Raw genomic sequence first — 23,225 nt, 5'->3', positions numbered from 1 at the left:
GCCCGGGGGGGGCCGGTCGGGGGGGGGTTGTTCGGTGGGGTGCCGGGAGGGGGTGTGTGGTGGGGCAGGGAGGGAGGCGTCCGGTGCCGGGGAGGGGCTGTTTTCGGGCTGTTGGGCGGGGGCTGTGGGGTGCCTCCCTGCCTCCCTGTGGCGGTGTATGTGCTGGTGGGGGCGGGGGTGGGTGTCAGGGAGGCAGGGAGGGAGTTCTCCCTGCCTCCCTGGTGGGTCCCTGGTGGTTCAGGCGGCCTGGTGGGTCTGGTCGGTGACCCATTGGGCGACGGCGTCGGGGTGGTAGCGGACGTGTCGGCCGGCGCGGAAGCCGGGCGGGCCGGTGCGCTTGCGGCGCCACTGGTAGACGGTCTCCAGGGGGACGCAGAGGAGGGAGGCGATGTCCTCGGGGGTGAGGAAGCGGGCGGGCAGGGCGGTGGCGGTGGTCGGGGCGCGGTGGTTGGCCAAGGCGGTCTCCGGGTGCGGTCGGCCTGTCTGTCACCTGTCACCTGTCTGTCGCCTGTACGGGGCAGGTCAGGGGTGGGGCGGGCGGGTGCGGGGCCCGTTCCGGGGTGGGGATGACAGGTGACAGGACAGGTGACAGGTGGGTGGGCGGGGTGTCGTCGCGCTTGTCGTCCGGCTTGTCGCCTGCCTGTCCTGTCGCCTGTCTTGTCGCTTGTCGCCTCCCTGCTCGGGGGAGGGTTTCCGGGCTCTGCGGGTGGTTCGGCGGGGCCGGGGCGACAGGCGACAGGACAAGCGACAGGCGACAAGGGGGCTCGGTCGGTTGCGGTGAGTGAGGTGTCAGGGCCGTCAGAGCGGTGTCAGGCGGCCGAGGCCGGGTGTCAGGTCGGCGGCCGGGCGGGTCCGGCGGGGTGTCAGGGCCGTCAGGACCGGCACCCGGGCGGGTGTCAGAGCCGTCAGAGGTGGGCGCCGGGCAGGGTGTCAGAGGTGTCAGCTCGCGCGCGCGTGCGCGTTACCCGGGGTTCTGGGCGTCAGCGGTGTCAGACGATCTCTGACACCCGGGGCCTGACGCTCGCCGTCGGCCCCTGTTGTGACGGAGGGTGACCTCCCTCCCGCCCCCACCCGGCCGGAGAACGTCCTCCCGGGCCCCTGAGCGGGCGGGGGGAGGTCTTCCCGAGCGGGGGGTGGGAGGGGGGAGATCGCGGGCAGTCACCGGTCCTAGCGACCGAGGGCGGGGTGTCGGGCCGGGCTGCGGGCGGTTTCCGGGGTTCGGCCGGCGGGGGCGCTAGACGCTAGGCGGCTGGTCGGACCACGTTCGGCCCGCTAGCGGGGTTGCTAGGTCTAGCGAGGGGCGACGCTAGGCCGGGCGGCCGTCCGGACGGCCTCCGGGGGGGGCTTGGTGGGGAGCGGGCGCGGGGCGTCGTGGCGGCCGGTGGGGCGTCCGGGTGTTCGGTCGGCCGGGCGGGGTTGGTGGCGGGCGTGCCGGTCATGGCGGTGGGCCCTTTCGGGGTGAGGTGCGGGTGGAGAGGTTGGAAAGGTTGATAAGGGGTCTGACCTGCGGTTCTGGGTGGTGGAAAGCGGGGTGGAAAGGGGTGGAAAGGGTCGGGGCTCCGGGCGGGGTGGGGGGCTTGGCACCCCTTTCCACCCCGCTTGGCACCCGGTGTTTTCGCAGGTCAGCGCCCTTTCCACCCTTCTCACCCTTTTCACCCGGGGGGCGCGTAGAGGAAGACGGTCCGGTGGCGGCCCTCGCCGGGCACCTGGGCGGCGACGTAGCCGGGCAACTGGCACAGGCGGGCGGTGAGGTCGGCGCGGTAGGCGGCGTTGCGGCGCTTGAAGAGCCGGTACACCTCGTCCCCGGAGAATCCGCCGGGACCGGCGGCCTTCACGGCGGCGGCCAGCTTGTCGAGGTCCGGGTCGCCGGTGCTGGCGACGGCCGCTGCTCCGAGGGCGTGGGCGGCGCTGGCGCGGGCGTACCGCACGAGGGCCCAGGCGGCGCGCAGGTGGGTTTCGCCGATGCGGTCGGTGTGGTCGAGCAGGGCGTAGACCATGGCGAGGCGCTTGGCGTAGGGGGCGGCGCGGGCGGTGAACTCGGCGAGGGGGCCGTCGTCGGTTTCGTCCCCGCACAGCGCCGCGTACACCTCCTCCCGCCAGAGCTGCGCGGCCTGCTGGTCGAGCTGGACCTCGCCGACGCGGCGGGCGTCGGCGAGGACGGTCTTCCACGCGGTGGCGAGGTTGTCGATCAGCTCGTCCGGGGCGCCCCGGCCGTCGGGGTCGAGCTGGGTGCGGTGGACGAAGACGGGCAGGAAGCGGTTGTAGGTGCCGCCGGCCATCTCGGCGTCCTGCATCTTGGCCCGCAGTTCGCGCGGGCTGATGTGGCCGATGACGGCGATGTGCGGGGCGGTGGCGTGCAGCGCTTCCCGGTTCATCACGCCCAGGTCCTCGCCGTTCCACGCCTGGCGCAGGATGCCGCTCAGGGAGGATCCCTCCCGGCGTCCCCGGGCCATGGTGACCCCGTACTCGGATTCCACGACCCACAGGCGCTTGTCGGTGACGCCGGGGTCCTTGTCGCCGTCGCCGTCGCGGACCATCTCGATGAGGCCCTCGCCGGAGGACAGGCCGGAGCGGGTGTTGCAGGCGATGAAGTCCGGCACGGCGGCCTTGAACAGGCGGCGCACGGTGTTGGTGGCGGCGCCCTTGCGGCCGACGGAGGTGGCGCCGACCGTGAGGGCCCAGATCAGGGCGGGGTGGCGGTCGTTGCCGATCCACAGGAACGGCCCCGGGCCGATCGCGGCCCCGCCGGCCGACAGGAGGTTCACCAGGACGCCCACCGGGTCGGCCTCGGTGGTCGGGTCGAGGTCGCGCACGGTCTCGCCGACCCATCCGCTGAACATCTCCGGGTCCGGGACCGGGCCCGGCCGGGTGGGCCGGTCGACACCGGGGGCGGGGTCGTACATCGGGTTCTGCCGGGCCTGTGGTCGGCCGTCGGTGGCGGTGGCGAGGTGGAGTTCGACGGGCATCAGGCACTCTCCGCAAGCTGGGCGGTGGTGGTGTCGGGGAGGTCGGCCTGACGGCCGTCGGGGCGGTGGTGGCGGTGCCAGCCGGGCTGTCCGGGGATCGCCACCGGCGGCCACCCGGGTGAAGCGTTCACCTGGCGGTGGGCGGCCTCGGCGGCGCGGGCCCGCCGTTCGGCGAGTTCCAGCGCGGTCGGGTGGTTGGACCAGGCACGCACGGTCCGAACAAGGTCCTTCCAGGCGGCTTCGTCCTCGGCCGCCCATGCGTCGCGGGCCTGCTCGCCGAGCACCAGGTCCGTGCGCAGACGGGCGTGGATCGCCTCGGGCGCCTGCTCGGCTTGCTGGCGCCAGGCTTCGGCGGCAGTGACGAGCGCGGCCTCCCGGCGCGGGTCGGCCGGCGCCAGCGCGGCGAAGGCGGGGGAGCCGTAGGCGGGGATGCCGACGGGCTGTCCCCACCGGTCGAAGACCACCGCCGGGCGGACGTTCTGCAGCACCCGCAGGAAGCGGTCGGCGGCCCACCGGGCGGTCGAGCGGTGCGCGTCCCGCACCGGCGCCGGGAGGACGATCGGATCGGGCAGCACCGCTTCAACCACGCCCGCGTCCGCTTCGACGGCACCGGCGGGCGTTTCGGCGGCACGGGCGGCGGGGGTGTTCACCGGGCGCTCACCGGCGCTCACGAGACCGCGTTCACCGCTCACGGACGGGCCCGCTTCGGGTCCGCCGGGCGCCGTTTCGACCACGCGGTCGGCCGCTTCGGGCACGGGGTGAACGGGGCAGTGAACACCCGACCGGACGGCGCTCACGGCGGGGCGTTCACCGCTCACGACGGCGCCGGTTTCGGGTTCACAGGCGCCGGTTTCAGCGGCGGCGGTCGGCGTTTCAGGTCCGGGTGGTGGAGCTTCGGGGGCGCGGGAGTCGGCCCCGTTCTGGCTGGTCACAGCTACTCCTCATGGGTCGGGAGTCGGGCTGGAAGTCGGGGGTTGTTCACCGGGAACGGTCGGGTGTTCACCGGTGAGCGCAGTCGGCTGCCGGTCGGGCCGTGACCACTGGTCAGGGGGCGACCGATGCTTGGGGGTAAAGGGCGGGAAGCGCTTCCCGGGAACCGGGGACGGTCGGCCGGAACGCCGGGAACGGTTCCGTGAGCGGCGGTGAACAGTCGGGTGTTCACCGCCTCCCGGGCGGGCCTGAAAGTCGGCCGACTGCGCCTGAAACGGGAGCGGCCGACTGGTCGGGTGAGCGGGGGGTGAGCGCCCGTGAGCGTCGGTGAGCGCTCACCCGGATAGGCATCAGGCGGCCACGAGCCGGAGGGTGTTCACCGCCGGGGCGGCGGGCGGCTGCGGGGCGGTCATGCCGAACGTGCGGGTGACGGCCTCGGCGACGAGCTTGGTGTACGCGTGGAACGGCCGGCGCGGCCCGGACAGCGCGGTGCGGGCCAGCTCCGCGTACTCCTCGATCTGGCGCATGTCGGAGTTCACCAGCGCGAACTGCAGGGACTCCGCCAGCATCTCGGACTCCAGGAGGTCCGAGGCGGTCAGCTGCATCTCCGGCTGGAAGGCCAGCAGACCCACCAGGTCGAAGAACCGCAGGGACATCGACACCCGCACCGACAAGCGCGGCTCCGGCTCGCCCGGGTCCACCTCGCCGAACAGCGAGACGTTCTCCTCCACCGCGTCCACGGTCAGGACCGGCCGAGTGGTGAGCGAAGCGTGCATGATGGAACTCCCTTCACTGGGGCATGGAGCGGCGTACTGACTTGGCGGTTGGGGCGCCGCTCCACTGCGTTTGGGCAGGTCAGAGAAGTGCTAGGCCCATCCCTACTTACTGCTTAGGGGGGCTTTCGCCTTCTCGCGATACCCAAGGTAGGCAGGCGTCACCTGTGCGTCAAGCCCCCCTCGCGGTACTCTTGCTTCGCCCCCCTAGGCAGTGAAGGGATCACGATGCACGAGGAGCTTGAGCGGGTGGCCAACGTGGCCGTCCCGATCGAACGGGCCAAGGCGGCGATTGCCCTGATGGCGGACTATCAGAACCGGGTGGTCGAGCTGTCCCGCGTCCGCCGGGAGGCCATCGAAGAGGCGTCGGCATCGGGCATGTCGCAGACCGAGATCGCTGCCCTGCTCGGCGTAAGCCGCGGGCGTGTCGGCCAGCTCGCGTCGGCCGGCCCCGCGCCGGAGCGCGCGTTCTTCGGCCTGGGGCCCATGACGGTGGCGCTCGGCGGCAAGTACGAGGCCGGGAAGTCGCAGGAGGAGAACCCAAGTGAGGTCGTGACCAGGGAAGACCTCGGCAACTACGAGCACCTGCGCAAGCTGTTCGCGGGCCTGAAGCTCGACTCCGACTCCGAGGTGATCCCGCCGTCCGGCATCGTGAACCTGAACCGCGACCACCTGGTGGTCGTCTGCGGGCCGCGGCTGTCCCCGATCGTGGCCCAGGTGCTCGAAGGCGACGACAACCTGCGCTTCCGCAAGGATCACGCCTGGCACCTGGCAGATCTGCGGACCGGGACCGAGTACCGCTCACCGCTCGACGAAGACGGCACGGCCGGCGATGTCGGCTACCTGGCGCGGCTGCCCCGGCTCGACGGCAAGGGGACGTTCCTGTACATCGCGGGCATCCACGCGATCGGGGCGAACGGCGTTGTCCACTACCTGGAGAACCACCTGGGCGAGCTGTACCGCGAGGTGCGGACGAAGCGCTTCTCCACGCTCATCTCCTGCCGCTACGACCCGAAGACCCTGGAGGTCTTGGAGAGCAGCAGGGCTACCCCGATCTACCGACACGAGGCCTGACATGCGCGTCTCTATCGCCACCGCACCCGGCGGACCGAACCCCAACGAAGACTGGGTGGGCGCCACTTCGTCGCTCGCCGTCGTGCTGGACGGGCTGAGCACGGCTGGCCTCGACACCGGTTGCCAGCACGGCGTTCCCTGGTACGTCGCCCAGCTTGGTGGCCACCTGGTCGCCGCGCTGGCCGACCCCGGCCGGCCGCTGGCCGATGGGCTGGCTCAGGCGCTGGAGCAGGTGGCGGCGTTGCACCCGGGCTGCGACCTGGCCAACCCCGGGACGCCGTCGGCAACGGTCTCGATCCTCCGCGCCGGCGCCGAGCAGTTCGACTACCTGGTGCTCGCCGACTCGCCCATCGTCTTCGAGCGGGACGGCGAGTACCTGGTGAAGACCGACCTGCGGGTGGACACCGTCGTCCCGGAGCTCCGGGCCGAGACCGAGCGCTTCGCCACTGGCACGCCGGAGCACACCGAGAGCGTCCGCCGCATGGTCACGGCTCAGCGCCTCACCCGGAACACGGCGGGCGGCTACTGGGTGGCCGCTTCGCATAGCGAGGCCGCCCACCATGCGCTGACCGGCGCCGTGTCGGTGGCTGGCGTCCAAGCGGTGGCTGTCCTGTCAGACGGTGCGTCGCGACTCGTCACCGAGTACCAGGCTGCCACATGGGCAGAGGCGTTTTCGGTGCTGAGGTCCGCCGGTGCTGACGGGCTGATCGCGGCGGTACGGAAGGCCGAGGCCACGGACCCTGATGGGCTTCGGTGGCCGCGCTTCAAGGCTGGAGACGACGCCGCTGTGGCGTTCTGCCTGTTGCCGTGACACGCGGTTCCTTCGGGGAGGACTTCGCCCTCAAGGTTCTGGTGCAGCTACAAGAACCTGTCATGAGCTACGAGAAGCTCTGGGAAGAAGTTGGAAACTGAAGCTATAGTTGGTGTTGCTTGCTTGCGAGCAATAGTTGCTTGCATGCGGGCAACTAAGTTCGTTCCACATTTAATGCGGAGTGAACGATAAATGATAGGTGGCACGAGTAACTGAGTTTGATTGACTTAGTCACCTGTCCGGCAACTAATCTCTCAAATAAGAGAGCCCGAGCTGGCGGCAACCAGACTCGGGCTCCTGTAGAGGGATCGAGTGAGTCCGGCCGAGTAAGAACCGGCCGGGCTTACTTTTTGCCCAGCTGTCCGTCCGGCACTCGATCAGTGGTGCGAATTAGCGCACCAGCTGCTCTACGCAGCTTGCTACTGCGGTCACAGCCGTCAGAGCTGCCAGGACAACCTCCCACCGGATAGGGTGCGAGGATGCCCGGCTCCTGGGGCGAGGCCGCTGCTTTCCCATGGTGTTCTTCTCCCGTCGTCTAGTTTCCGTACTAGGTGAACCTCGAACTGTGTCGAGGAGTATTGGGGCGACGAGACTTGAACGAGCGTCAGCATACCCGGTCTAAGGGGAGCATCGCGCGTTTCCTTGGATTCCACTTTGGGAGCGGAAGGCTCCCATTTGGGAAGTCGGCCCATGCTTGAGGCGGCTTGCTGGCCTTCGTTGCTTCCGCGCGGGGAACTGCAAGAGGTCAGCCGAGAGCGCCGGGCCGTCTGCGGGCCGTGCGAGGTCTACCAGGGTTGGCCAACGTTGACAGGTGATGACAGCAAACGGGCTGGTCAGCGGGGTGGGCGGATGCCCAGCCGCTGACCAGCCCGGTGCTTGATCAGAACTTGTTCTTCGGGGTGAGGCCGAGGGAGAGGCCGGAGAGGCCGCGCTGGCGGCCGCCGAGCTTGCCGGCGACGGCGCGCAGGGCGGTGGCGGCGGGGGAGTCGGGCGCGGCCAGGACGACCGGGCGGCCGTCGTCGCCGCCCTCGCGCAGGCGGACGTCGATCGGGATCGAGCCGAGCACCGGGACGGTGGCGCCGACGGTGCGGGTGAGCGCGTCGGCGACGGTCTGGCCGCCGCCGGTGCCGAAGACGTCGATCATCTCGTCGCAGTGCGGGCAGGGCATGCCGGACATGTTCTCGATCACGCCGACGATCTTCTGGTGGGTCTGCACCGCGATGGTGCCGGCCCGCTCGGCGACCTCGGCGGCGGCCATCTGCGGGGTGGTGACGATCAGGATCTCCGCGTTGGGGACCAGCTGGGCCACCGAGATGGCGATGTCACCGGTGCCGGGCGGCAGGTCCAGCAGCAGGACGTCGAGGTCGCCCCAGTAGACGTCGGCCAGGAACTGCTGGAGCGCGCGGTGCAGCATCGGGCCGCGCCAGACCACCGGGGCGTTGCCCGGGGTGAACATGCCGATCGAGATGACCTTCACGCCGTTCGCCTGCGGCGGCATGATCATGTCCTGGACCTGGGTGGGCCGGCCCTCGACGCCCAGCATCCGGGGCACGCTGTGGCCGTAGATGTCGGCGTCCACCACGGCGACCTTCAGGCCGTCGGCGGCCATCGCGGCCGCGAGGTTGACGGTCACCGAGGACTTGCCGACGCCGCCCTTGCCGGAGGCGACGGCGTAGACGCGGGTCAGGGTGCCGGGCTTGGCGAACGGGATCTCGCGCTCGGGGGCGCCGCCGCGCAGCAGCTGGGAGAGCTCCTTGCGCTGCTCGTCGCTCATCACGTCGAGCTCGACCTCGACCTCGGTCACGCCGGGGACGCGGCCGACGGCCTCGCGGACCCGGGTGACGATGGTGTCGCGCATCGGACAGCCGGAGACGGTCAGCCAGACCTCGACCCGTACGGCGCCGCCCTCGCCGATCCCGACCGATTTCACCATGCCGATCTCGGTGATCGGGCGGTTGATCTCCGGGTCGTTGACGGTCGACAGCGCCTGGCGTACGGACTCTTCCGTGACGCCGGCCGCGACCTCTGTCTCGTTGGCCATGACTTGATGGTACGGCGCCGCGCGGGGGCCTCGTCCGGTCGGTGGCGTGCCGCGGGTCACAGCGTCCCGGAGGCCTCCCGGCGCTCGTCGATCTCTCTGAGCAGCGACTGGATCTCGGAGCGCACGCTGCCCAGCTCGGAGGCGATGAAGGCCCTGGTGGCGACCTCGCCGAGGCCCTGGCGCAGGGCGGCGACCTCGCGGGTGAGGTACTCGGTGTCGGCGATGTTGCGGTCGCTGCGGGCCCGGTCCTGCTCCATGTTGACGCGGTCCCGGTTGTCCTGGCGGTTCTGCGCGAGCAGGATCAGCGGCGCCGCGTATGAGGCCTGGAGGGAGAGCATCAGGGTCAGGAAGATGAAGGGGTAGTCGTCGAACCGGACCACGTCGGGCAGCAGGGTGTTCCAGGCGACCCAGAGGATGATCACCACGGTCATCCAGACGATGAACCGTCCGGTGCCGAGGAAGCGGGCGATCCGCTCGGAGAGCTTGCCGAAGGCTTCCGGGTCGTAGGCCGGCAGGTTGATCAGGCCGGTGCGGGCGGTGCGCGGCTGGTCCAGCCGGCTGCGGGTGGACGACCCCGTGGGGGCGGGCTCGGCCCGGCGGTCCCTGGCGCCCTCGCGGGCGCGCAGCTCGCGCAGCTGGCGCAGTTCCCGCAGCTCGCCCTGGAGCCGCTGGCGCGGGGTCTCCTCGCGCCGGCCCTTGCGGTCAGCGTCCACCGGTCACCTCCCTCTCGTCCCGTCCGTCGGCGTGCTCCTCGCCCGGACCGCCGTGCAGCGCGGCCTCCCGCCAGTCCTCCGGCAGCAGGTGGTCGAGCACGTCGTCCACGGTGACGGCGCCGACCAGGTGGTCCGCCTCGTCGACGACCGGCGCGGCGACCATGTTGTAGGTGGCCAGGTAGCTGGTGATCAGCGACAGCGGGGTGTCCGGCGGCAGCGGGTCGAGGTCGTCGTCGACCAGCGAGCCGACCAGGGTGTACGGGGGCTCGCGCAGCAGCCGCTGGAAGTGCACGGTGCCCAGGTACTTGCCGGTCGGGGTCTCGTTCGGCGGGCGGCAGACGAAGACCTGCGCGGCCAGCGCCGGCTTGTGGTCGGAGATCCGGACCCGGGCCAGTGCCTCGGCGACGGTGGCGTCCGGCTCCAGCACGATCGGCTCGGTGGTCATCAGGCCGCCGGCGGTGTTCTCCTCGTAGCTCAGCAGCCGGCGGACCGGCTCGGCCTCGTCCGGCTCCATCAGCTGGAGCAGGCGCTCGGCCTCGTCGCCGGGCAGTTCGGAGAGCAGGTCGGCGGCGTCGTCCGGGTCCATCGCCTCCAGGACGTCGGCGGCCCGTTCGTCCTTCAGCTTGCCGATGATCTCGACCTGGTCGTCCTCGGGCAGCTCCTCCAGGACGTCGGCGAGCCGTTCGTCGTCGAGTGCGGCGGCGACCTCGGCGCGGCGCTTGGCGGAGAGGTGGTGCATCACGCTGGCGAGGTCGGCGGCGCGCAGCTGGTCGAAGGTGGCGAGCAGGTTGGCGGCGCCCTGGTCCTCCTCGGGCAGGGTGAAGCCGGTGACGTCCTGCCAGTCCAGGGTGACGGTCTCGCCGCGGGCCTTGCGCAGCCGGCCGACCCGGCCCACCTGGACGAAGACCTTGCCGATCTCCCATTCGCGCAGCCGGGTCTGGCTCATCGCGACGTCCAGGACGGTGACCTCCTGGCCGGTCTTGGTCCAGGTGACGGTGCGGTCGAGCAGCTCGGCGAGGACGAGGGTCTCGGCGGGGCGCTGCTCGAAGCGGCGCATGTTGATCACGCCGGTGGTGATGACCTGGCCGGACTCCAGACTGGTCACCCGGGTCATCGGCAGGAAGATCCGGCGCCGGGCGACCACCTCGACCAGCAGGCCGAGCACCCGGGGCAGCCGGCCGCCGATCCGCAGGGCGACCACGACGTCCCGGACCCGGCCGACCTGGTCGCCGTTCGGGTCGAAGACGGCGATGCCGGACAGGTGCGAGATGAAGACGCGGCTGCCTGGTCCTGCCATGGACTCCGGTCTCCCTCGCCTCGCTCGACGCGTCTCGCGGACGCCCGGCCGGGCGCGGCCACGCCCCGCGGCCAAGGCTACTCGGGCATCTCCGCCCGGGCTCGGTGAAAACGGGCGAATCGGGCGACCGGGGGAGGCGGCCCGACCGGGAGGGGGCCGGGTGTGGCGGCGCGTCAGCCCTTGCGGCGCTTCAGCAGCAGCTTCGGCAGCCCGGCGGGGATCGGCCGACGGGTTGTGGCCGGGGTGGGCATCGGCGCCGCCACGTGCGAGTCCTCCGGCATCGACCCGGGCCGTTCGGTGAGCTCGGCGCCCGACGTCCCGGCCGGCTCCAGCCGCAGCACCCGGCACTCGCGGGCCCAGCGGTCGGCGATGGCGTCGGTGTCCGGCGCGTTCAGCCGCTTGCCCTTCAGCTCCTCGACGGCGCCCTGCCAGGCCTCGCTCCGCGGGGCCAGCTCGACCACCCGGGCCGGCCAGCCGGTCAGCCGGCCGCCCTTGTCCTTGCTGCGGACGGTGACGGTCGCGCCCGCCCCGCCGGTGAGCCCGTGCAGCGGCTGCTCGGCGCCGTCGCCGACCACCACCACCGCGCCGTCGTGCCAGGCGTGCCAGAGCGCCCGCCCGTGCTCCTGGCCGTCCGCCCGGACCCAGAGCAGGCCGGACTTCTTCGCGGCCTCCTCCAGCAGGGCCCGGTCGAGGAAGTCGTCGGCGGTCGCGGCTGCGGCAGGCGTACGGTCCATGGCGCACAGCGTACGGCCTGCGCCGGGGGCGGTGTCTCGCGGTTCGGGCGACAGTTCCATGGGCGCCGCACGGGCCTTACGGTAGGAGCCGCCCGTACCGCCGACCGGATCCAGAGGAGCGCCGTGCCCGCCGCCCGGCCCGAGAGCGACGCCGCCGCCCTCCCCATCGCCATCACCACCGCCCCCGCCACCGTCACGGCCCCCGCCGCCACCGCGGGCCCGCTCCCCAGGACCGACCTGCTGCTGCTGGCCGTCTCCGTCGGCGCCATCTCGCTCTCCGCCCCGCTGATCAGCGCCACCGCCGCACCCGCCCTGGCCATCGCCTTCTGGCGCAACCTCATGTCGGTCGGCGTGCTCGGCCCCTACGCCCTGCTGCGCCACCGGGCCGAACTGCGGGCCGTCCCCCGGCGCGCGCTGCTGCTGGCGATGGCGGCCGGGGTGCTGCTCGCCGTCCACTTCGGACTGTGGATGCCCAGCCTGCGGATGACCTCGGTGGCCTCCGCGACCGCGCTGGTCACCACCACCCCGCTGTGGACGATCGTGCTGATGCGGCTGCTCGGGGTGCGGGCGCCCCGGATGGTGTGGCTCGGCACGGTGACCGCCTTCGCCGGCGTCCTGGTGCTCACCGGCGTCGACCTCTCGCTCTCGCCGCGGGCCCTGGCCGGTGACGCGCTCGCGCTCGGCGCGGGTCTCGCCGCGGCCGGCTACATGCTGCTCGGGGCCGAGGTCCGGCGGACCGTCAGCACCACCGCGTACACCCTGGTCTGCTACGCCACCACGGCGGTTGTCCTGCTCGCGGTCTGCCTGGTCGCCGGGACGCCGCTGTCCGGCTGGCGCGCCGGCGCGTGGTGGCAGATCGTGCTGCTGATGGTCACCGCCCAGCTGCTCGGCCACTCGCTCAGCAACCGGGTGCTGCGCACCCTCGGCCCCTCGGTGACCTCCACCGCGATCCTGCTGGAGACCCCGGGGGCCGCGTTGATCGCCGCGCTCTGGCTGGGCCAGTGGCCGCCGGCCGCCGCCTACCCGGCGGTGGTGCTGATCCTGCTCGGCCTGGTCGTGGTCGCCCGAGCCGACCGGAAGCGGTCCGCCGACCGGAAGCGGTCCGCCGACCGGCCGGAGCTGTAGCCGCGGGCCCCGGCTACAGCCAGCCGTTGCGGCGGAAGCCCCGGTACATGCCGATGCAGATCAGCACCACGCTGCCGAGCACCATCGGGTAGCCGTAGCGGTGGTGCAGCTCGGGCATGTAGTCGAAGTTCATCCCGTACACGCCGGTGATCATGGTGGGCACCGCGAAGATCGCCGCCCAGGCGGTGATCTTGCGCATGTCCTCGTTCTGCGCCACCGACACCTGCGCCAGATTGGCCTGGAGCAGCGAGTTCAGCAGTTCGTCGAAGCCGTGCACCTGCTCGGTGACCCGGGCCAGGTGGTCCGCGACGTCCCGGAAGTACTTCTGGATCTCCGGGTCGACCAGCCGCTGCAGCGGCTCCGACAGCTGCTGCATCGGCCGCAGCAGCGGCGCCACGGCCCGCTTGAACTCCAGCACCTCGCGCTTGAGCTGGTAGACCCGCCCGACGTCCGCGCCCCGGCCGCCCCGGTTGGAGAACACCTCGAACTCGATCTCGTCCACGTCGGTCTGCAGCTGGTCCGCGACCAGCATGTAGTTGTCCACCACGTGGTCGGCGATCGCGTGCAGCACCGCCGACGGGCCCTTGGCCAGCAGCCCGGTGCCGTCCGCGTCGGCCTCCAGCCGGTGCCGCAGCTCCTTGAGCGAGCTGTGCCCGCCGTGCCGCACGGTGATGACGAAGTCCCGGCCGGCGAACACCATCAGCTCGCCGGTCTCGACCACCTCGCTGGTCGGGGTCAGCTGGTCGTGGTCGACGTACCGGATCGTCTTGAAGACGGCGAACAGCACGTCGTCGTACCGCTCGACCTTCGGCCGCTGGTGCGCGTGCACCGCGTCCTCGACCGCCAGCGGGTGCAGCCCGAAGCGCTGGGCGATGCCCTCGAACTCCGCCTCGGTCGGCTCGTGCAGGCCGATCCAGCTGAACGAGCCCTCGCCCTCGGGCAGTTGCTTCGAGGCCTTGACCAGCCGGGCGGCGTCGCGCGGGCTGCAGGTCTCGCCGTGCCGCCGGCCGTGCTGGTAGACCGCGCAGTCCACCACGGCCGACGGGGTCTCACCCGGGTGGATGGAGTCGAACAGGCCCGCCGCGGTGCGGCGGCGGTTGGTACGGACGGCTGCGCGCAGGCTGTTGATCATCGACATGGCAGGCTCCCTGGGGCAGGAACCGCCGCACGACGGCGTGGTGACGAACGGCCGCGGGGCGACGGCGGAGGAACACCGATGGAATCCGGCGCCTGCGGTCGCTCCCGGGCCTTGCTAGGGGCACACGGAACGGAACGACCGGACGTCGGTGGGGTGCTCTCCCGGCCGGACCGGAGGACCGCCGTGCCGTCCGCGCGGAGGGACGGAACCAGGGTGCCGGTGGGGAAGCCGGTCGGCTGTCGCCGAGACTCCCAGGGCCCGCTGTTTCAGTCCGCGTGGCGAGGGGTACGGGGAAGGCGTCCGGGCCGGGTAGAGCTGCCGGTACTGCATGGTCGGCTGGTATCCACCGCAACCACCTCCTTCGCGCCGCTGCCCCGGAGGAGGGAAAACTCCCCGGTGGCCAGTCGCTCACACTAACATCCGATCGGCCCTCGTCGCGCCCGCGTTCACGTAAAGGCCGTGCCAACGGCCCGGGGGCCGCGGGTTACGCTCACCGGCATGGCCCACGACTTCCCGCTCTTCGGCGACCCTTCCGGCGGCAGCGCGCACGGCCCCTCCCGGACGGCGGTCCTGGCCGCCGTCGAGGCCCGGCTGCTCACCACCTTCGGCGAGCCGGGCGGCCGCGCCGCCGTGACCTTCCTCGGTGCCGACCGGATCGAGGTGCTGCGCTTCGGCCCCGATGCCGAGGGCCTGGTCCGCTACGCCACGCTCGGCATGTCCGCCGCGCCGATGGCCGACCCGAGCGCCGCGGTCGCCGACCAGGTCCGCGGCCCGCGCGCGGAGCTCGTGCTGACGATCCGGGGCGGGCGCGACGGCGTGCTCCGTCCGCTGGCCACCTTCGCGGCCACGCCGCAGGTGGAGGGCCTGGTGGTGGCCCCCGGTGGCTCGCTGGACCTCGGTGCCCCGCTCTGGGACGGCGCGCCGTTCACCTCCGTCCTGGCGGCCGAGCCCGGCGGGCTGGTCGAGGACCTGGAACTGGAGGAGCCGGCCGACCCGGTGCACTTCCTGCCGCTGCTGCCGATGACCCCCAACGAGGCGGGCTGGAAGCGGGTGCACGGCGCGGCGGCGCTCCAGGAGCGCTGGCTCCAGCACGGGACCGATCTGCGCGACCCGGAGCGGCGGGGCGTCGCCCTGGACTGACGGCCGGGCCCGGGGCGACCGGGCACGCGGCAGCCGGACCGGGAGCGCCCCCCGGGCTCAGCCGCCGATCGGCTTGGCGCCGGTCGCCTGCTCCACGAGCGCCTCGTACACCTGGGGGTCGGTGGTGTGCTCGCCCAGCCGGACCGTCTTGCGGCTGCCGTGGTAGTCGCTGGAGCCGGTGGTGAGCAGCCCCAACTCGGCGGCGAGGCCGCGCAGATGGGCCCGGGTCGGCTCGTCGTGGTCGATGTGGTCGACCTCCAGCGCGGCCAGACCGGCGGCCGCGAGGTCGGCGATCACCTGGTCGGAGACGGTCCGTCCGCGCTTCACCGCGCCCGGGTGGGCGAAGACCGGCACCCCGCCGGCCGCCCGGACCAGCCGGACCGCCGTGACCGGGTCGGTCTCGTGCTTGCGGACGTCCGCCCGCCCGCCGTTGGCCAGCCAGTCCGCGGTGAACGCGTCCGACACCGAGGCCACCACGCCCGCCTCGACCAGCGCGCTGGCGATGTGCGGACGGCCCACCGAGCCGTCCCCGGCGATCCGCCGCACCTGGTCCCAGCTGATGTCCGCGCCCAGTTCGCGGCACCGCTCGACGATCGCCCGCCCCCGGCGGAACCGGTCGGTGCGCACCAGCTCGCGCTCCGCCGCGAAGGCGGGCTCGGCCGGGTCGAAGAGGTAGGCCAGCAGGTGCATCGAGATGTCGCCGGCCACGCAGGAGAGTTCCGCGCCCGGGACGAGCGTCAGCCGGGTGCCGGCGGGCAGCGCGTGCACCGCGTCGGCCGCCTCGGTGTGGCCGGCCACCGTGTCGTGGTCGGTCAGCGCCACCACGTCCAGCCCGGCCCCGACGGCCGCCGCGACCAGTTCGGCCGGGGTGTCGGTGCCGTCGGAGGCATTGCTGTGGGCGTGGAGGTCGATGCGCACGGGCGTGCTCCTCGGAGTCGGCGCGGCGCGGGCCGGCGCTGGGGGCCGGCGCGGCGGGCCGGCGGGGTGCCGCCCAGGATAGTGCGGCGGCGGCCGGCCTCCCGGCGACGGACGGGGCGTCAGCCGAGCAGGTGCGGCGACAGGGCGCCGCAGGGCAGCAGGTCCAGCTCCGCGCCGGCCTCCCGCAGGTCCGTCAGGACCAGTTCGTCGTACATCACCAGCGCCGACTGCTCGGGCCAGGCGACGGCCCAGAGCCAGAGCCCGCGGGCCTCGCCGACGAACACCGCGCGGTCGGCCGGGGCGTCCGGCACATGGAACATCGGGGTCGGTCGGCCGGCCGCCATCAGCTTGGCGTCGGCGGGCTTGTAGAGGGCCACCGACTCGCCCGGGTCGGGGCCGGACAGTCCGGCGTACCGGGCACCGAGGCCCACGCCGAGTTCCTCGGCCACCAGCACGAGTTCGCCGAAGCCGCCGAGCGGGGCCGGTCCCGAGCAGGCGACGGCGGTGGCCCGGGCGCCCGAGATGTCGTCGCCGACGTGCGCGATGCCGGTGTAGAGCCAGCCGACCGGGAGCGGCCAGGGCAGCCAGACGGGGACCTGGGAACGGGCGACGGCGACGCCGAGTGCCTCGATGCTCGGGGGCAGTACCGGCTGCATCGGGTGCACGGCGCCGTGCCGGTCGCACTGCCAGGTGTCTGAGAACAGACCGGGAGCGCGGACCCGACCGGCGCACCTCGGGCAGCTTGGCTCGCCCCTCATAGCCGACAACGCTCCTCCCTCCGGGCCGCCGCGTCAAGGACGATCACCCGTACGGAGGGCGGCTCGGCGGCACCTGTCGGTGGCGGGTGCCCGTCCGGCGCGGGGTGGGCGCGGTGCGGGCGGCTCCCGTTGGGAAATGTCCAGCGGGGGGCGGCGGCAAACGTCGGGGGTGTGCGCCGGGGTGCGCCCCGACGGAGTTCGAGCCGTGTTCGACCGGTGTTCGCGTCAGGGGTCCGGAGCGGGAGGGCCCGAAAGCGCTGACGCCCCGTGCTCGCTGCGGCGATGACGGGGCGTCAGTCGGGTATGGGAACGTCCGGATCGGACGCGTCGGGCCCGGCGGCGGCGGAGTCCGGGGACTCCGCGGCGGCCGGCCCGGTCAGACGGCCGGGCACGGACGGATGAGCAGGCGTTCGCCGGTGCGGGCGGCGGCCTGGACGAGCTCGCGGACGGTCTCGGCGTCGGCGATCACGCGGTCGGTGGCGGTGCCGTGGGCGTCGTCCAGTCGGAGGATCTCGAAGCGCATGGGCGTTTCCTTTCCTGGCCCCGCGGCGCGGGGCGGTCGTGGCTGAGTGGGTATCAGCCCTTTCGGGGTCTGTCGGGTCGAGTCGTCGACCGGCTGCTGTCGCGGCAAAGAGGGCTCCCCCCTGATTGCCAAGGGCGCCGATGGCCCTCGTGAACCACACTGCGGTGGCGCTGCTACCGGGCCATTGCCCGTCCGTAACGTCCTGGTTTCGGATGGATCGCGTCGACCATGTGCCGACGTCACTGTCGACGATGTTTCCAGGACTGAATCAAATATTACCGCAACTAACGAATTTTGTCGCCCCCTTGTACCAGGGGGCCGCGGCGGCCGGTTGATCGGGGTCCCGCTCCGGGGCGGTGAGGGGTGCTCCGGAGCCGGTGGGAGCCGGGCGGGCGGCGGTACGGGGCGGTGGGCGGCGGTAGCCGCGGCGGCCGGGGCCGGGCGGGGTCAGACCCAGTGCGCCAGCAGCGCCTCGGCGGTGGCCGCCGGCTGCTCGGCGTTGGGGGAGTGCCCGGCGTCCGCGACGACCACCCGGCGGGCCCCCAGCCGCTCCGCCATCGCGGTCTGCTCCGGGACGGGCCAGGCGTAGTCGTGGACGCCGGAGACCACCAGGGCGGGCAGCCCGGCGGCGACCGCGGCGGCCAGCTCGGCCACCCGGTCCGGCGCGGCGACCAGGTGGCCGCCGGTGGTGATCAGCGCCTGCGGCACGTTCGCCAGCCAGCGGCGGTGCAGGAACGCGGCCACCTCGGGGGACGGCAGGCGGCGCGCCCGCTCCCCGTCGGCCTTCTCCATCTGCTGCATCACCTGCCAGATCTCCTCCAGGCCCATCGTGGGCAGGACCTCGACCAGCAGCCCGGTCCGCTCCGCCTCGGCCGGGTCGATCGCGCCGGGGCCGGTGGACATCAGCGTCAGCGAGGCCCACGGCAGCGGCGCGCCGCCGGGAGCCGCCGCCCCGGCCGCCGCGGCCAGGACGGCCTCGCGGACCACCTGGCCGCCGAAGGAGTGGCCCAGCAGGTGCAGCGGGCCGGTGCCGCCCTCGGCCGCCAGGGCCGCGGTCAGGGCCCGGACGTCCGCGCCCAGGGCGGCCACCGCGTAGGCGGCCGGATCGTCGTGCGGCCCGCCGGTCTCGTACTGGCCGCGCTGGTCGACCGCGGTCACCCGGTAGCCGGCCGCGGCCAGCGGCTCCAGCAGCGCGATGAAGTCCTCCTTGCTGCCAGTGAAGCCGGGCACCAGCAGGGCCGAGCCCCGCACCGCCCCGGCGGGCTCGGCCCGCAGCGCCGCGAACTGCCCGCGCGCCGTCACCACCCGCAGCGCACGGGCCGAGGGCGGGAGGGTGAGGAACGGCGGCGTGCTCATGGACGGACCTCCGGCGACCGGTGCGAACTCGTGGGTAACCCGAGCATAGGGGCGTCCGGCCGGTCGCTCCCGGGCCCGTCGTGCCACCGCCGTGCGGTTCCCGGGTCGCTCGCGGAACGCCGAAGGGGCGGTCCGGAGGTCCGGACCGCCCCTTCGGGGAACGCGGATCAGCTCTCCGGGGTCGCCTCGGCGGCGGCCGGACGGCGGGCCCGGGTACGGCGGCGCGGGGCCGGGGCCTCGCCGTCGGCGGCACCCTCGGCGGGAGCCGCGACGGTGACCGCCTCGGTGGCGGCCTCGGCCGGAGCCGCGGCCTTGGCCCGCGAGCGGGTCCGGGTGCGCTTCGGCTTCTCCTCGGCGGCCGGGGCCTCGGCGGCCTCGGCGACGACCGGAGCGGCGGTGGCCGGCGCGACCTCGGCGGCCTCCGCGACCACGGCGGCGGCCTCGGTGGCCGTGCCCTCGCCGGACGCCGCACCGCGCGAGCGGCGGCGACGGCGGCGCGGGGCGGCGCCGTCCTCGGTGCCCTCGACGGCCGGGGCCTGCGGCGCGGCGGGCGCCGCCGTCGGGCGCCCCGTCCGCCGGAGCGCGAACCGCGCCCGCCGGTCTCGCCGAGGTCCTCGACCTCCTCCGCGCCGAGCCCGGCCCGGGTCCGCTCCGAGCGGGGCAGGATGCCCTTGGTGCCCGGGGCGATCTTGAGCAGCTCGTAGAGGTGCGGCGAGGTGGAGTAGGTCTCCTCCGGCTCGTTGAACGACAGCTCCAGCGCCTTGTTGATCAGCTGCCAGCGCGGGATGTCGTCCCAGTCGACCAGGGTGACCGCGGTGCCCGAGGCGCCGGCCCGGCCGGTGCGGCCGATCCGGTGCAGGTAGGTCTTCTCGTCCTCCGGGCACTGGTAGTTGATCACGTGCGTGACGCCCTCGACGTCGATGCCGCGGGCCGCGACGTCGGTGCAGACCAGCACGTCGACCTTGCCGTTGCGGAACGCCCGCAGGGCCTGCTCGCGGGCGCCCTGCCCGAGGTCGCCGTGCACGGCGCCGGCCGCGAAGCCGCGCTGGGTGAGCTGGTCGGCGACATCGGCGGCGGTCCGCTTGGTCCGGCAGAAGATCATCGCCAGCCCGCGGCCGTCGGCCTGCAGGATGCGCGAGACCATCTCCACCTTGTCCAGCGAGTGCGCACGGAAGATGTGCTGCTCGGTGTTGGCGACGGTGGTGCCGGTGTCGTCCGGCGCGGCGGCTCGGATGTGGGTCGGCTGGCTCATGTAGCGGCGGGCGAGGCTGATGACCTGGCCCGGCATGGTCGCCGAGAACAGCAGGGTCTGCCGCTTCGCCGGCAGCATGGTGATGATCTTCTCGACGTCCGGCAGGAAGCCGAGGTCGAGCATCTCGTCGGCCTCGTCCAGGACCAGCGAGCGGACCCTGGAGAGGTCCAGCTTCTTCTGGCCGGCCAGGTCGAGCAGACGGCCCGGGGTGCCGACGACGATGTCGACGCCCTTGCGCAGAGCCTCGACCTGCGGCTCGTAGGCACGGCCGCCGTAGACGGCGAGCACGCGGACGTCGCGGACCTTGCCGGCGGTCTGCAGGTCGTTGGTGACCTGGGTGCACAGCTCGCGGGTCGGCACCACGATCAGTGCCTGCGGGGACTCGGTGAGCTGCTCCTCGGTGGCGCGGCCGGCGTCGACGTCGGCGCGCACGACGACCCGCTCGATCAGCGGCAGGCCGAAACCGAGCGTCTTGCCGGTGCCGGTCTTGGCCTGGCCGATGACGTCGTGGCCGGTCAGCGCGACCGGGAGGGTCATCTCCTGGATGGGGAAGGGGTGGACGATGCCGACGGACTCGAGGGCCTCGGCGGTCTCCGGGAGGATCCCCAGGTCCCGGAAGGTCGTCTTCATGGGTTCAGCGGTGGTGGACAGGGTGCTGCCTCTTCCGTGTGGAGGGGCCGAGAGCGAGCGGCGGGCGGGCAGCCCGCGCGGCTGTGTACAGGCCTGGACGGCCTCGAATACAGCTGCGCGGACGCACAACCGCGCCGGTCCCTGCGGCCGGCCGGTGCGCGCGGCCCGGTGAAGGGGCGCGTCGCCGGCGGCGTCGGGGAGGATTCCCGTGAGGGACCTGCGCGGGACCTGCGCCGACTGGCGCGGTCTCGGCGGCCCTCGCTCGGCCACTGATGCGGTGCCAAGGCTTGAAGTCCAAGCCCTGGTCGGAGCCGATCGGCTCTCCGACCGGGCATCCGCGTACGTTGAGTTCCCGGCTTCCGTACGACCCGTCCAGGGGGACGGCGGCGTTTCGGAGCGGGCTCGCTCGGCACACCGAGACGGCGGTGACACCGTGCGAGCACGACGGGCCTCCGTACCACCATACAGTCACCCGACGACTCGAACACGTGACGCGGGCGACATCGCAGGTCGGAGAGGTGGGTGAGGTGCCCGGGGACGGACCGGGACTAAGGTGCGGGTCATGGAGAACCGTGGTGAGACGCAGGACGACGTGGCGGCCGGCTCGATCGGCGACTGGGCGACCTGCTCGGCCGAACCCGCCTACCGGGCCGCCGTACTGGACCTGCTCGGCGCCCTCGCGTACGGCGAGCTGAGCGCCTTCGAGCGGCTCGCCGAGGACGCCAAGCTCGCGCCCGGCCTCGCGGACAAGGCGGAGCTGGCCCGGATGGCCTCCGCCGAGTTCCAGCACTACCAGCGGCTGCACGACCGGCTCGCCGAGATCGGTGCCGAGCCGGAGGAGGCGATGCGCCCCTTCGTCGAGCCGCTGGAGCTGTTCCACCGGATGACCGCGCCCTCGGACTGGCTGGAGGGCCTGGTCAAGGCCTACGTCGGCGATGCCATCGCGACCGACTTCTACCGCGAGGTGGCCGTCCGGCTGGACGACGACACCCGTGATCTCGTCCTCGGCGTGATGTCCGACACCGGCCACGCGCAGTTCGCCGTCGACAAGGTCCGGCAGGCCATCGAGGCCGACCCGCGGTCCGGCGGCCGGCTCGCCCTGTGGGGCCGGCGGCTGATGGGCGAGGCGCTCAGCCAGGCCCAGCGGGTGGTCGCGGAGCGGGACGCGCTGTCCAACCTGCTGGTCGGCGGCGTCCAGGTGCAGGGCTTCGACCTGGTCGAGGTCGGCAAGATGTTCAACCGGATCACCGAGGCGCACACCCGGCGGATGGCCGCCCTGGGCCTGGCCTCCTGACCGCGGCTCCCGGCCCCGGCCCGCCCGGCCCGCCCCGGGCGCTCAGGCGGGCCGGTGGCGCCGGTGCGCGCCCGCGCGGGGCCCGCCCGACCGGTGCCCGCCGGTCCGGTGCTGGCGGTGCCGGTGTGCCGGGGCCCGCCCGGCGGCGAGGTCCGGCCGGGCCAGGACCGAGGTGAGCAGGGCCGAGGCCACCGCCGAGATCGCGATGCTCGCCGCCGGGTACCGGCCGTCCATGGTGAAGTGCGCGATCACCCCGGTCAGCAGCGCAGACCCGAGGGCGGTGCCCATGGTCAGGGCCCGGCCGGCCGGGAAGTACGCGGGCAGCGACAGCAGTGCGGCCGCGCCGACGATCAGGCCGACGAGGGCGAAGGCGACGGTCTCGACCAGCAAGGATGCCTCCCCGGGGTACCGGTGCGCGGCGCGCGGTCGGCCGCACTGTCGCCGTACCCCGGGCTTCCGGTCCGTACACCCCGTGCGCACCGCCCGCCCCGGGAGCGAAGCCCGGGAGTCCGCCCGGGGAACAGGCCCCGGGAACGACGGTGCCCCGCCCCCTCGACCGAGGGAGCGGGGCACCGGGCGAGGCCCGTCGGGCTCAGAGCGTGCCGAAGCCGACCTTGCGCACGGCCGGCTCGCCGATCTCCACGTACGCCAGGCGGTCCGCCGGGACGATGACGCGACGCCCGTGCTCGTCGGCCAGGGTGAAGAGCTTCTCGGTGCCCTCCAGCGCCTTGGCGATCGCGTTCTGGATCTCCTCGGCAGTCTGCGAGCTCTCGATCACGATCTCGCGCGGCGCGTTCTGCACGCCGATCTTGACCTCCACGGCTTCCGTCCCTCCGGGGTTGCAGCCATCCACGCGCGGCACCGGACCGCCTGGGACAAGCGTTCACGTCTACCGCGCCGTACGGCTTCACCATAGAGCACCGGATCGGTGCCCAGACGAAGGTCAGTGGATCACCGGTCGGCGGAGGACCCGTCCGCGGACTCCGCGTGCGGGTGCATCGGGAAGCCCTTGAGCCCGCGCCAGGCCAGGCTGGCGACCAGTCGGACCGCTTCGTCGCGGGGGATCTCCAGCCCCTGCGACAGCCAGTACCGGGCGGTGATCTGGGCCAGGCCGCAGACGCCCGCGGCGAGCAGCTTGGACTCCGCCTCCGGGAGGTCGGTGTCCTCCTGGATCACCGTGCTGACCAGCGTCGCACTGGCCTCGGCGGCCCGCTCGACGCGCTCGCGCACGGCCGGCTCGTTGGTCAGGTCCGACTCGAAGACCAGCCGGAACGCGCCGGACTCGCTGGAGACGTAGTTGAAGTACGCCTCCATCGTCGCCGCCACCCGGAGCTTGTTGTCGGTGGTGGTCTCCAGCGCCTCGCGGGTCGAGTCGACCAGGGCGTCGCAGTGCTTGTCCAGCAGCGCCAGGTAGAGCTCCAGCTTCCCGGGGAAGTGCTGGTAGAGGACCGGCTTGCTCACCCCGGCACGATCGGCGATGTCGTCCATGGCGGCCGCGTGGTAACCCTGCGCGACGAACACCTCCTGGGCGGCACCGAGCAGTTGTTCACGGCGGGCGCTTCGCGGCAGGCGGGCACCGCGCGGGCGCTCCTGCGCCTCCTGGATGGCCGTCACGGCGCTCCTCACTTCACGGGTCGTACGGGGTCGGCAAGATGGCCGATTCTACTTTCGGGTAACCGCGTTCGCGCTTGCCAGGCGCGAGAAAAGCGGCCGTCCCCCTTGTCAGGAGCCCACAATACGGCGCGCACCACG

At 73.1% G+C, this 23,225-nt stretch carries 21 protein-coding genes and 1 pseudogene; 5 read left to right on the top strand and 17 right to left on the bottom strand.

What is annotated here, in order from left to right; all coding sequences use genetic code 11:
- Positions 1-237 precede the first annotated feature (237 nt).
- The 4 genes from IF01_RS0110000 to IF01_RS43715 form a co-directional block, all read right to left on the bottom strand.
- A complete protein-coding gene (locus tag IF01_RS0110000; protein WP_030392960.1) occupies positions 238-456 on the bottom strand; it encodes a helix-turn-helix transcriptional regulator in 219 nt (72 codons plus the stop codon).
- 1,196 nt (positions 457-1,652) lie between these two features.
- The gene (locus IF01_RS0109995; RefSeq protein WP_051755069.1) at positions 1,653-2,966 is read right to left on the bottom strand and encodes a DUF3987 domain-containing protein; all 1,314 of its coding nucleotides are present in this window, start codon (positions 2,964-2,966) and stop codon (positions 1,653-1,655) included.
- Entirely contained in the window at positions 2,966-3,616 is a 651-nt protein-coding gene (locus tag IF01_RS48155; RefSeq protein WP_157855189.1) for a DUF2742 domain-containing protein, read from the bottom strand. The genes IF01_RS0109995 and IF01_RS48155 overlap by 1 nt, the downstream gene beginning before the upstream one ends.
- Before the next feature lie 630 nt (positions 3,617-4,246).
- Entirely contained in the window at positions 4,247-4,672 is a 426-nt protein-coding gene (locus tag IF01_RS43715) for a hypothetical protein (protein WP_051755065.1), read from the bottom strand.
- 225 nt (positions 4,673-4,897) lie between these two features.
- On the opposite strand from IF01_RS43715, the gene IF01_RS0109980 reads away from it, so the two are divergent.
- Positions 4,898-5,743: an RNA polymerase sigma factor sigma-70 region 4 domain-containing protein gene (locus IF01_RS0109980; protein WP_030392956.1), complete on the top strand. Its 846-nt coding sequence runs from the start codon at positions 4,898-4,900 to the stop codon at positions 5,741-5,743.
- A 1-nt stretch (position 5,744) separates the two neighbouring features.
- Positions 5,745-6,554: a protein phosphatase 2C domain-containing protein gene (locus IF01_RS0109975; protein ID WP_030392955.1), complete on the top strand. Its 810-nt coding sequence runs from the start codon at positions 5,745-5,747 to the stop codon at positions 6,552-6,554.
- A gap of 880 nt (positions 6,555-7,434) precedes the next feature.
- Here the strand turns inward: IF01_RS0109975 and IF01_RS0109970 are convergent.
- The 4 genes from IF01_RS0109970 to IF01_RS0109955 form a co-directional block, all read right to left on the bottom strand.
- Positions 7,435-8,595 (bottom strand): Mrp/NBP35 family ATP-binding protein, encoded by a 1,161-nt coding sequence (locus tag IF01_RS0109970; protein ID WP_030392954.1) that lies wholly within the window; start codon positions 8,593-8,595, stop codon positions 7,435-7,437.
- A 56-nt stretch (positions 8,596-8,651) separates the two neighbouring features.
- Entirely contained in the window at positions 8,652-9,308 is a 657-nt protein-coding gene (locus IF01_RS0109965; RefSeq protein ID WP_030392953.1) for a DUF1003 domain-containing protein, read from the bottom strand.
- Positions 9,298-10,605 carry a magnesium transporter MgtE N-terminal domain-containing protein gene (locus IF01_RS0109960; RefSeq protein WP_030392952.1) on the bottom strand — a complete coding sequence of 436 codons (1,308 nt, stop codon included), beginning with the start codon at positions 10,603-10,605 and terminating at the stop codon, positions 9,298-9,300. Before IF01_RS0109960 ends, IF01_RS0109965 begins: the two co-directional genes overlap by 11 nt.
- Positions 10,606-10,778: 173 nt before the next feature.
- Positions 10,779-11,339 (bottom strand): hypothetical protein, encoded by a 561-nt coding sequence (locus IF01_RS0109955; RefSeq protein WP_051741220.1) that lies wholly within the window; start codon positions 11,337-11,339, stop codon positions 10,779-10,781.
- Positions 11,340-11,462: 123 nt separating this feature from the next.
- Between IF01_RS0109955 and IF01_RS0109950 the strand changes: the two genes are divergently transcribed.
- Positions 11,463-12,464 (top strand): DMT family transporter, encoded by a 1,002-nt coding sequence (locus tag IF01_RS0109950; RefSeq protein ID WP_375340976.1) that lies wholly within the window; start codon positions 11,463-11,465, stop codon positions 12,462-12,464.
- Positions 12,465-12,477: 13 nt separating this feature from the next.
- On the opposite strand, the gene corA is transcribed toward IF01_RS0109950, so the two are convergent.
- Positions 12,478-13,602 carry a magnesium/cobalt transporter CorA gene (gene corA / locus IF01_RS0109945; protein WP_030392949.1) on the bottom strand — a complete coding sequence of 375 codons (1,125 nt, stop codon included), beginning with the start codon at positions 13,600-13,602 and terminating at the stop codon, positions 12,478-12,480.
- A gap of 498 nt (positions 13,603-14,100) precedes the next feature.
- On the opposite strand from corA, the gene IF01_RS0109940 reads away from it, so the two are divergent.
- Positions 14,101-14,742, top strand: coding sequence for a suppressor of fused domain protein (locus IF01_RS0109940; protein ID WP_078879826.1), 642 nt, complete (start codon positions 14,101-14,103; stop codon positions 14,740-14,742).
- Between the two features lie 57 nt (positions 14,743-14,799).
- On the opposite strand, the gene IF01_RS0109935 is transcribed toward IF01_RS0109940, so the two are convergent.
- The 5 genes and pseudogenes from IF01_RS0109935 to IF01_RS45365 form a co-directional block, all read right to left on the bottom strand.
- Positions 14,800-15,660 carry a PHP domain-containing protein gene (locus IF01_RS0109935; RefSeq protein WP_030392947.1) on the bottom strand — a complete coding sequence of 287 codons (861 nt, stop codon included), beginning with the start codon at positions 15,658-15,660 and terminating at the stop codon, positions 14,800-14,802.
- Between the two features lie 119 nt (positions 15,661-15,779).
- Positions 15,780-16,418 (bottom strand): DUF6758 family protein, encoded by a 639-nt coding sequence (locus IF01_RS0109930; protein ID WP_063764179.1) that lies wholly within the window; start codon positions 16,416-16,418, stop codon positions 15,780-15,782.
- A 376-nt stretch (positions 16,419-16,794) separates the two neighbouring features.
- Entirely contained in the window at positions 16,795-16,941 is a 147-nt protein-coding gene (locus IF01_RS48915; RefSeq protein ID WP_094745504.1) for a DUF8834 family protein, read from the bottom strand.
- Between the two features lie 447 nt (positions 16,942-17,388).
- Positions 17,389-18,297 (bottom strand): alpha/beta fold hydrolase, encoded by a 909-nt coding sequence (locus IF01_RS0109920; RefSeq protein ID WP_030392945.1) that lies wholly within the window; start codon positions 18,295-18,297, stop codon positions 17,389-17,391.
- 182 nt (positions 18,298-18,479) lie between these two features.
- Positions 18,480-20,086 (bottom strand): annotated as a pseudogene (locus IF01_RS45365) (DEAD/DEAH box helicase); the annotation flags it as partial.
- Positions 20,087-20,741: 655 nt separating this feature from the next.
- Here IF01_RS45365 and IF01_RS0109905 point away from each other — a divergent pair.
- Positions 20,742-21,473 carry a ferritin-like fold-containing protein gene (locus tag IF01_RS0109905; RefSeq protein ID WP_030392942.1) on the top strand — a complete coding sequence of 244 codons (732 nt, stop codon included), beginning with the start codon at positions 20,742-20,744 and terminating at the stop codon, positions 21,471-21,473.
- Positions 21,474-21,515: 42 nt separating this feature from the next.
- On the opposite strand, the gene IF01_RS0109900 is transcribed toward IF01_RS0109905, so the two are convergent.
- The 3 genes from IF01_RS0109900 to IF01_RS0109890 form a co-directional block, all read right to left on the bottom strand.
- On the bottom strand, positions 21,516-21,863 hold the full coding sequence (locus IF01_RS0109900; RefSeq protein ID WP_030392941.1) for a hypothetical protein: 348 nt from the start codon (positions 21,861-21,863) through the stop codon (positions 21,516-21,518).
- Between the two features lie 202 nt (positions 21,864-22,065).
- Positions 22,066-22,293, bottom strand: a complete 228-nt coding sequence (locus tag IF01_RS0109895) for a DUF3107 domain-containing protein (RefSeq protein WP_030392940.1) — start codon at positions 22,291-22,293, stop codon at positions 22,066-22,068.
- 131 nt (positions 22,294-22,424) lie between these two features.
- Positions 22,425-23,087 carry a TetR/AcrR family transcriptional regulator gene (locus IF01_RS0109890; protein WP_030392939.1) on the bottom strand — a complete coding sequence of 221 codons (663 nt, stop codon included), beginning with the start codon at positions 23,085-23,087 and terminating at the stop codon, positions 22,425-22,427.
- Positions 23,088-23,225 lie beyond the last annotated feature (138 nt).

The organism is Kitasatospora purpeofusca, assembly GCF_000718025.1.
Lineage (GTDB): Bacteria > Actinomycetota > Actinomycetes > Streptomycetales > Streptomycetaceae > Kitasatospora > Kitasatospora purpeofusca.
This window is presented reverse-complemented; position numbering and strand designations above follow the sequence as displayed.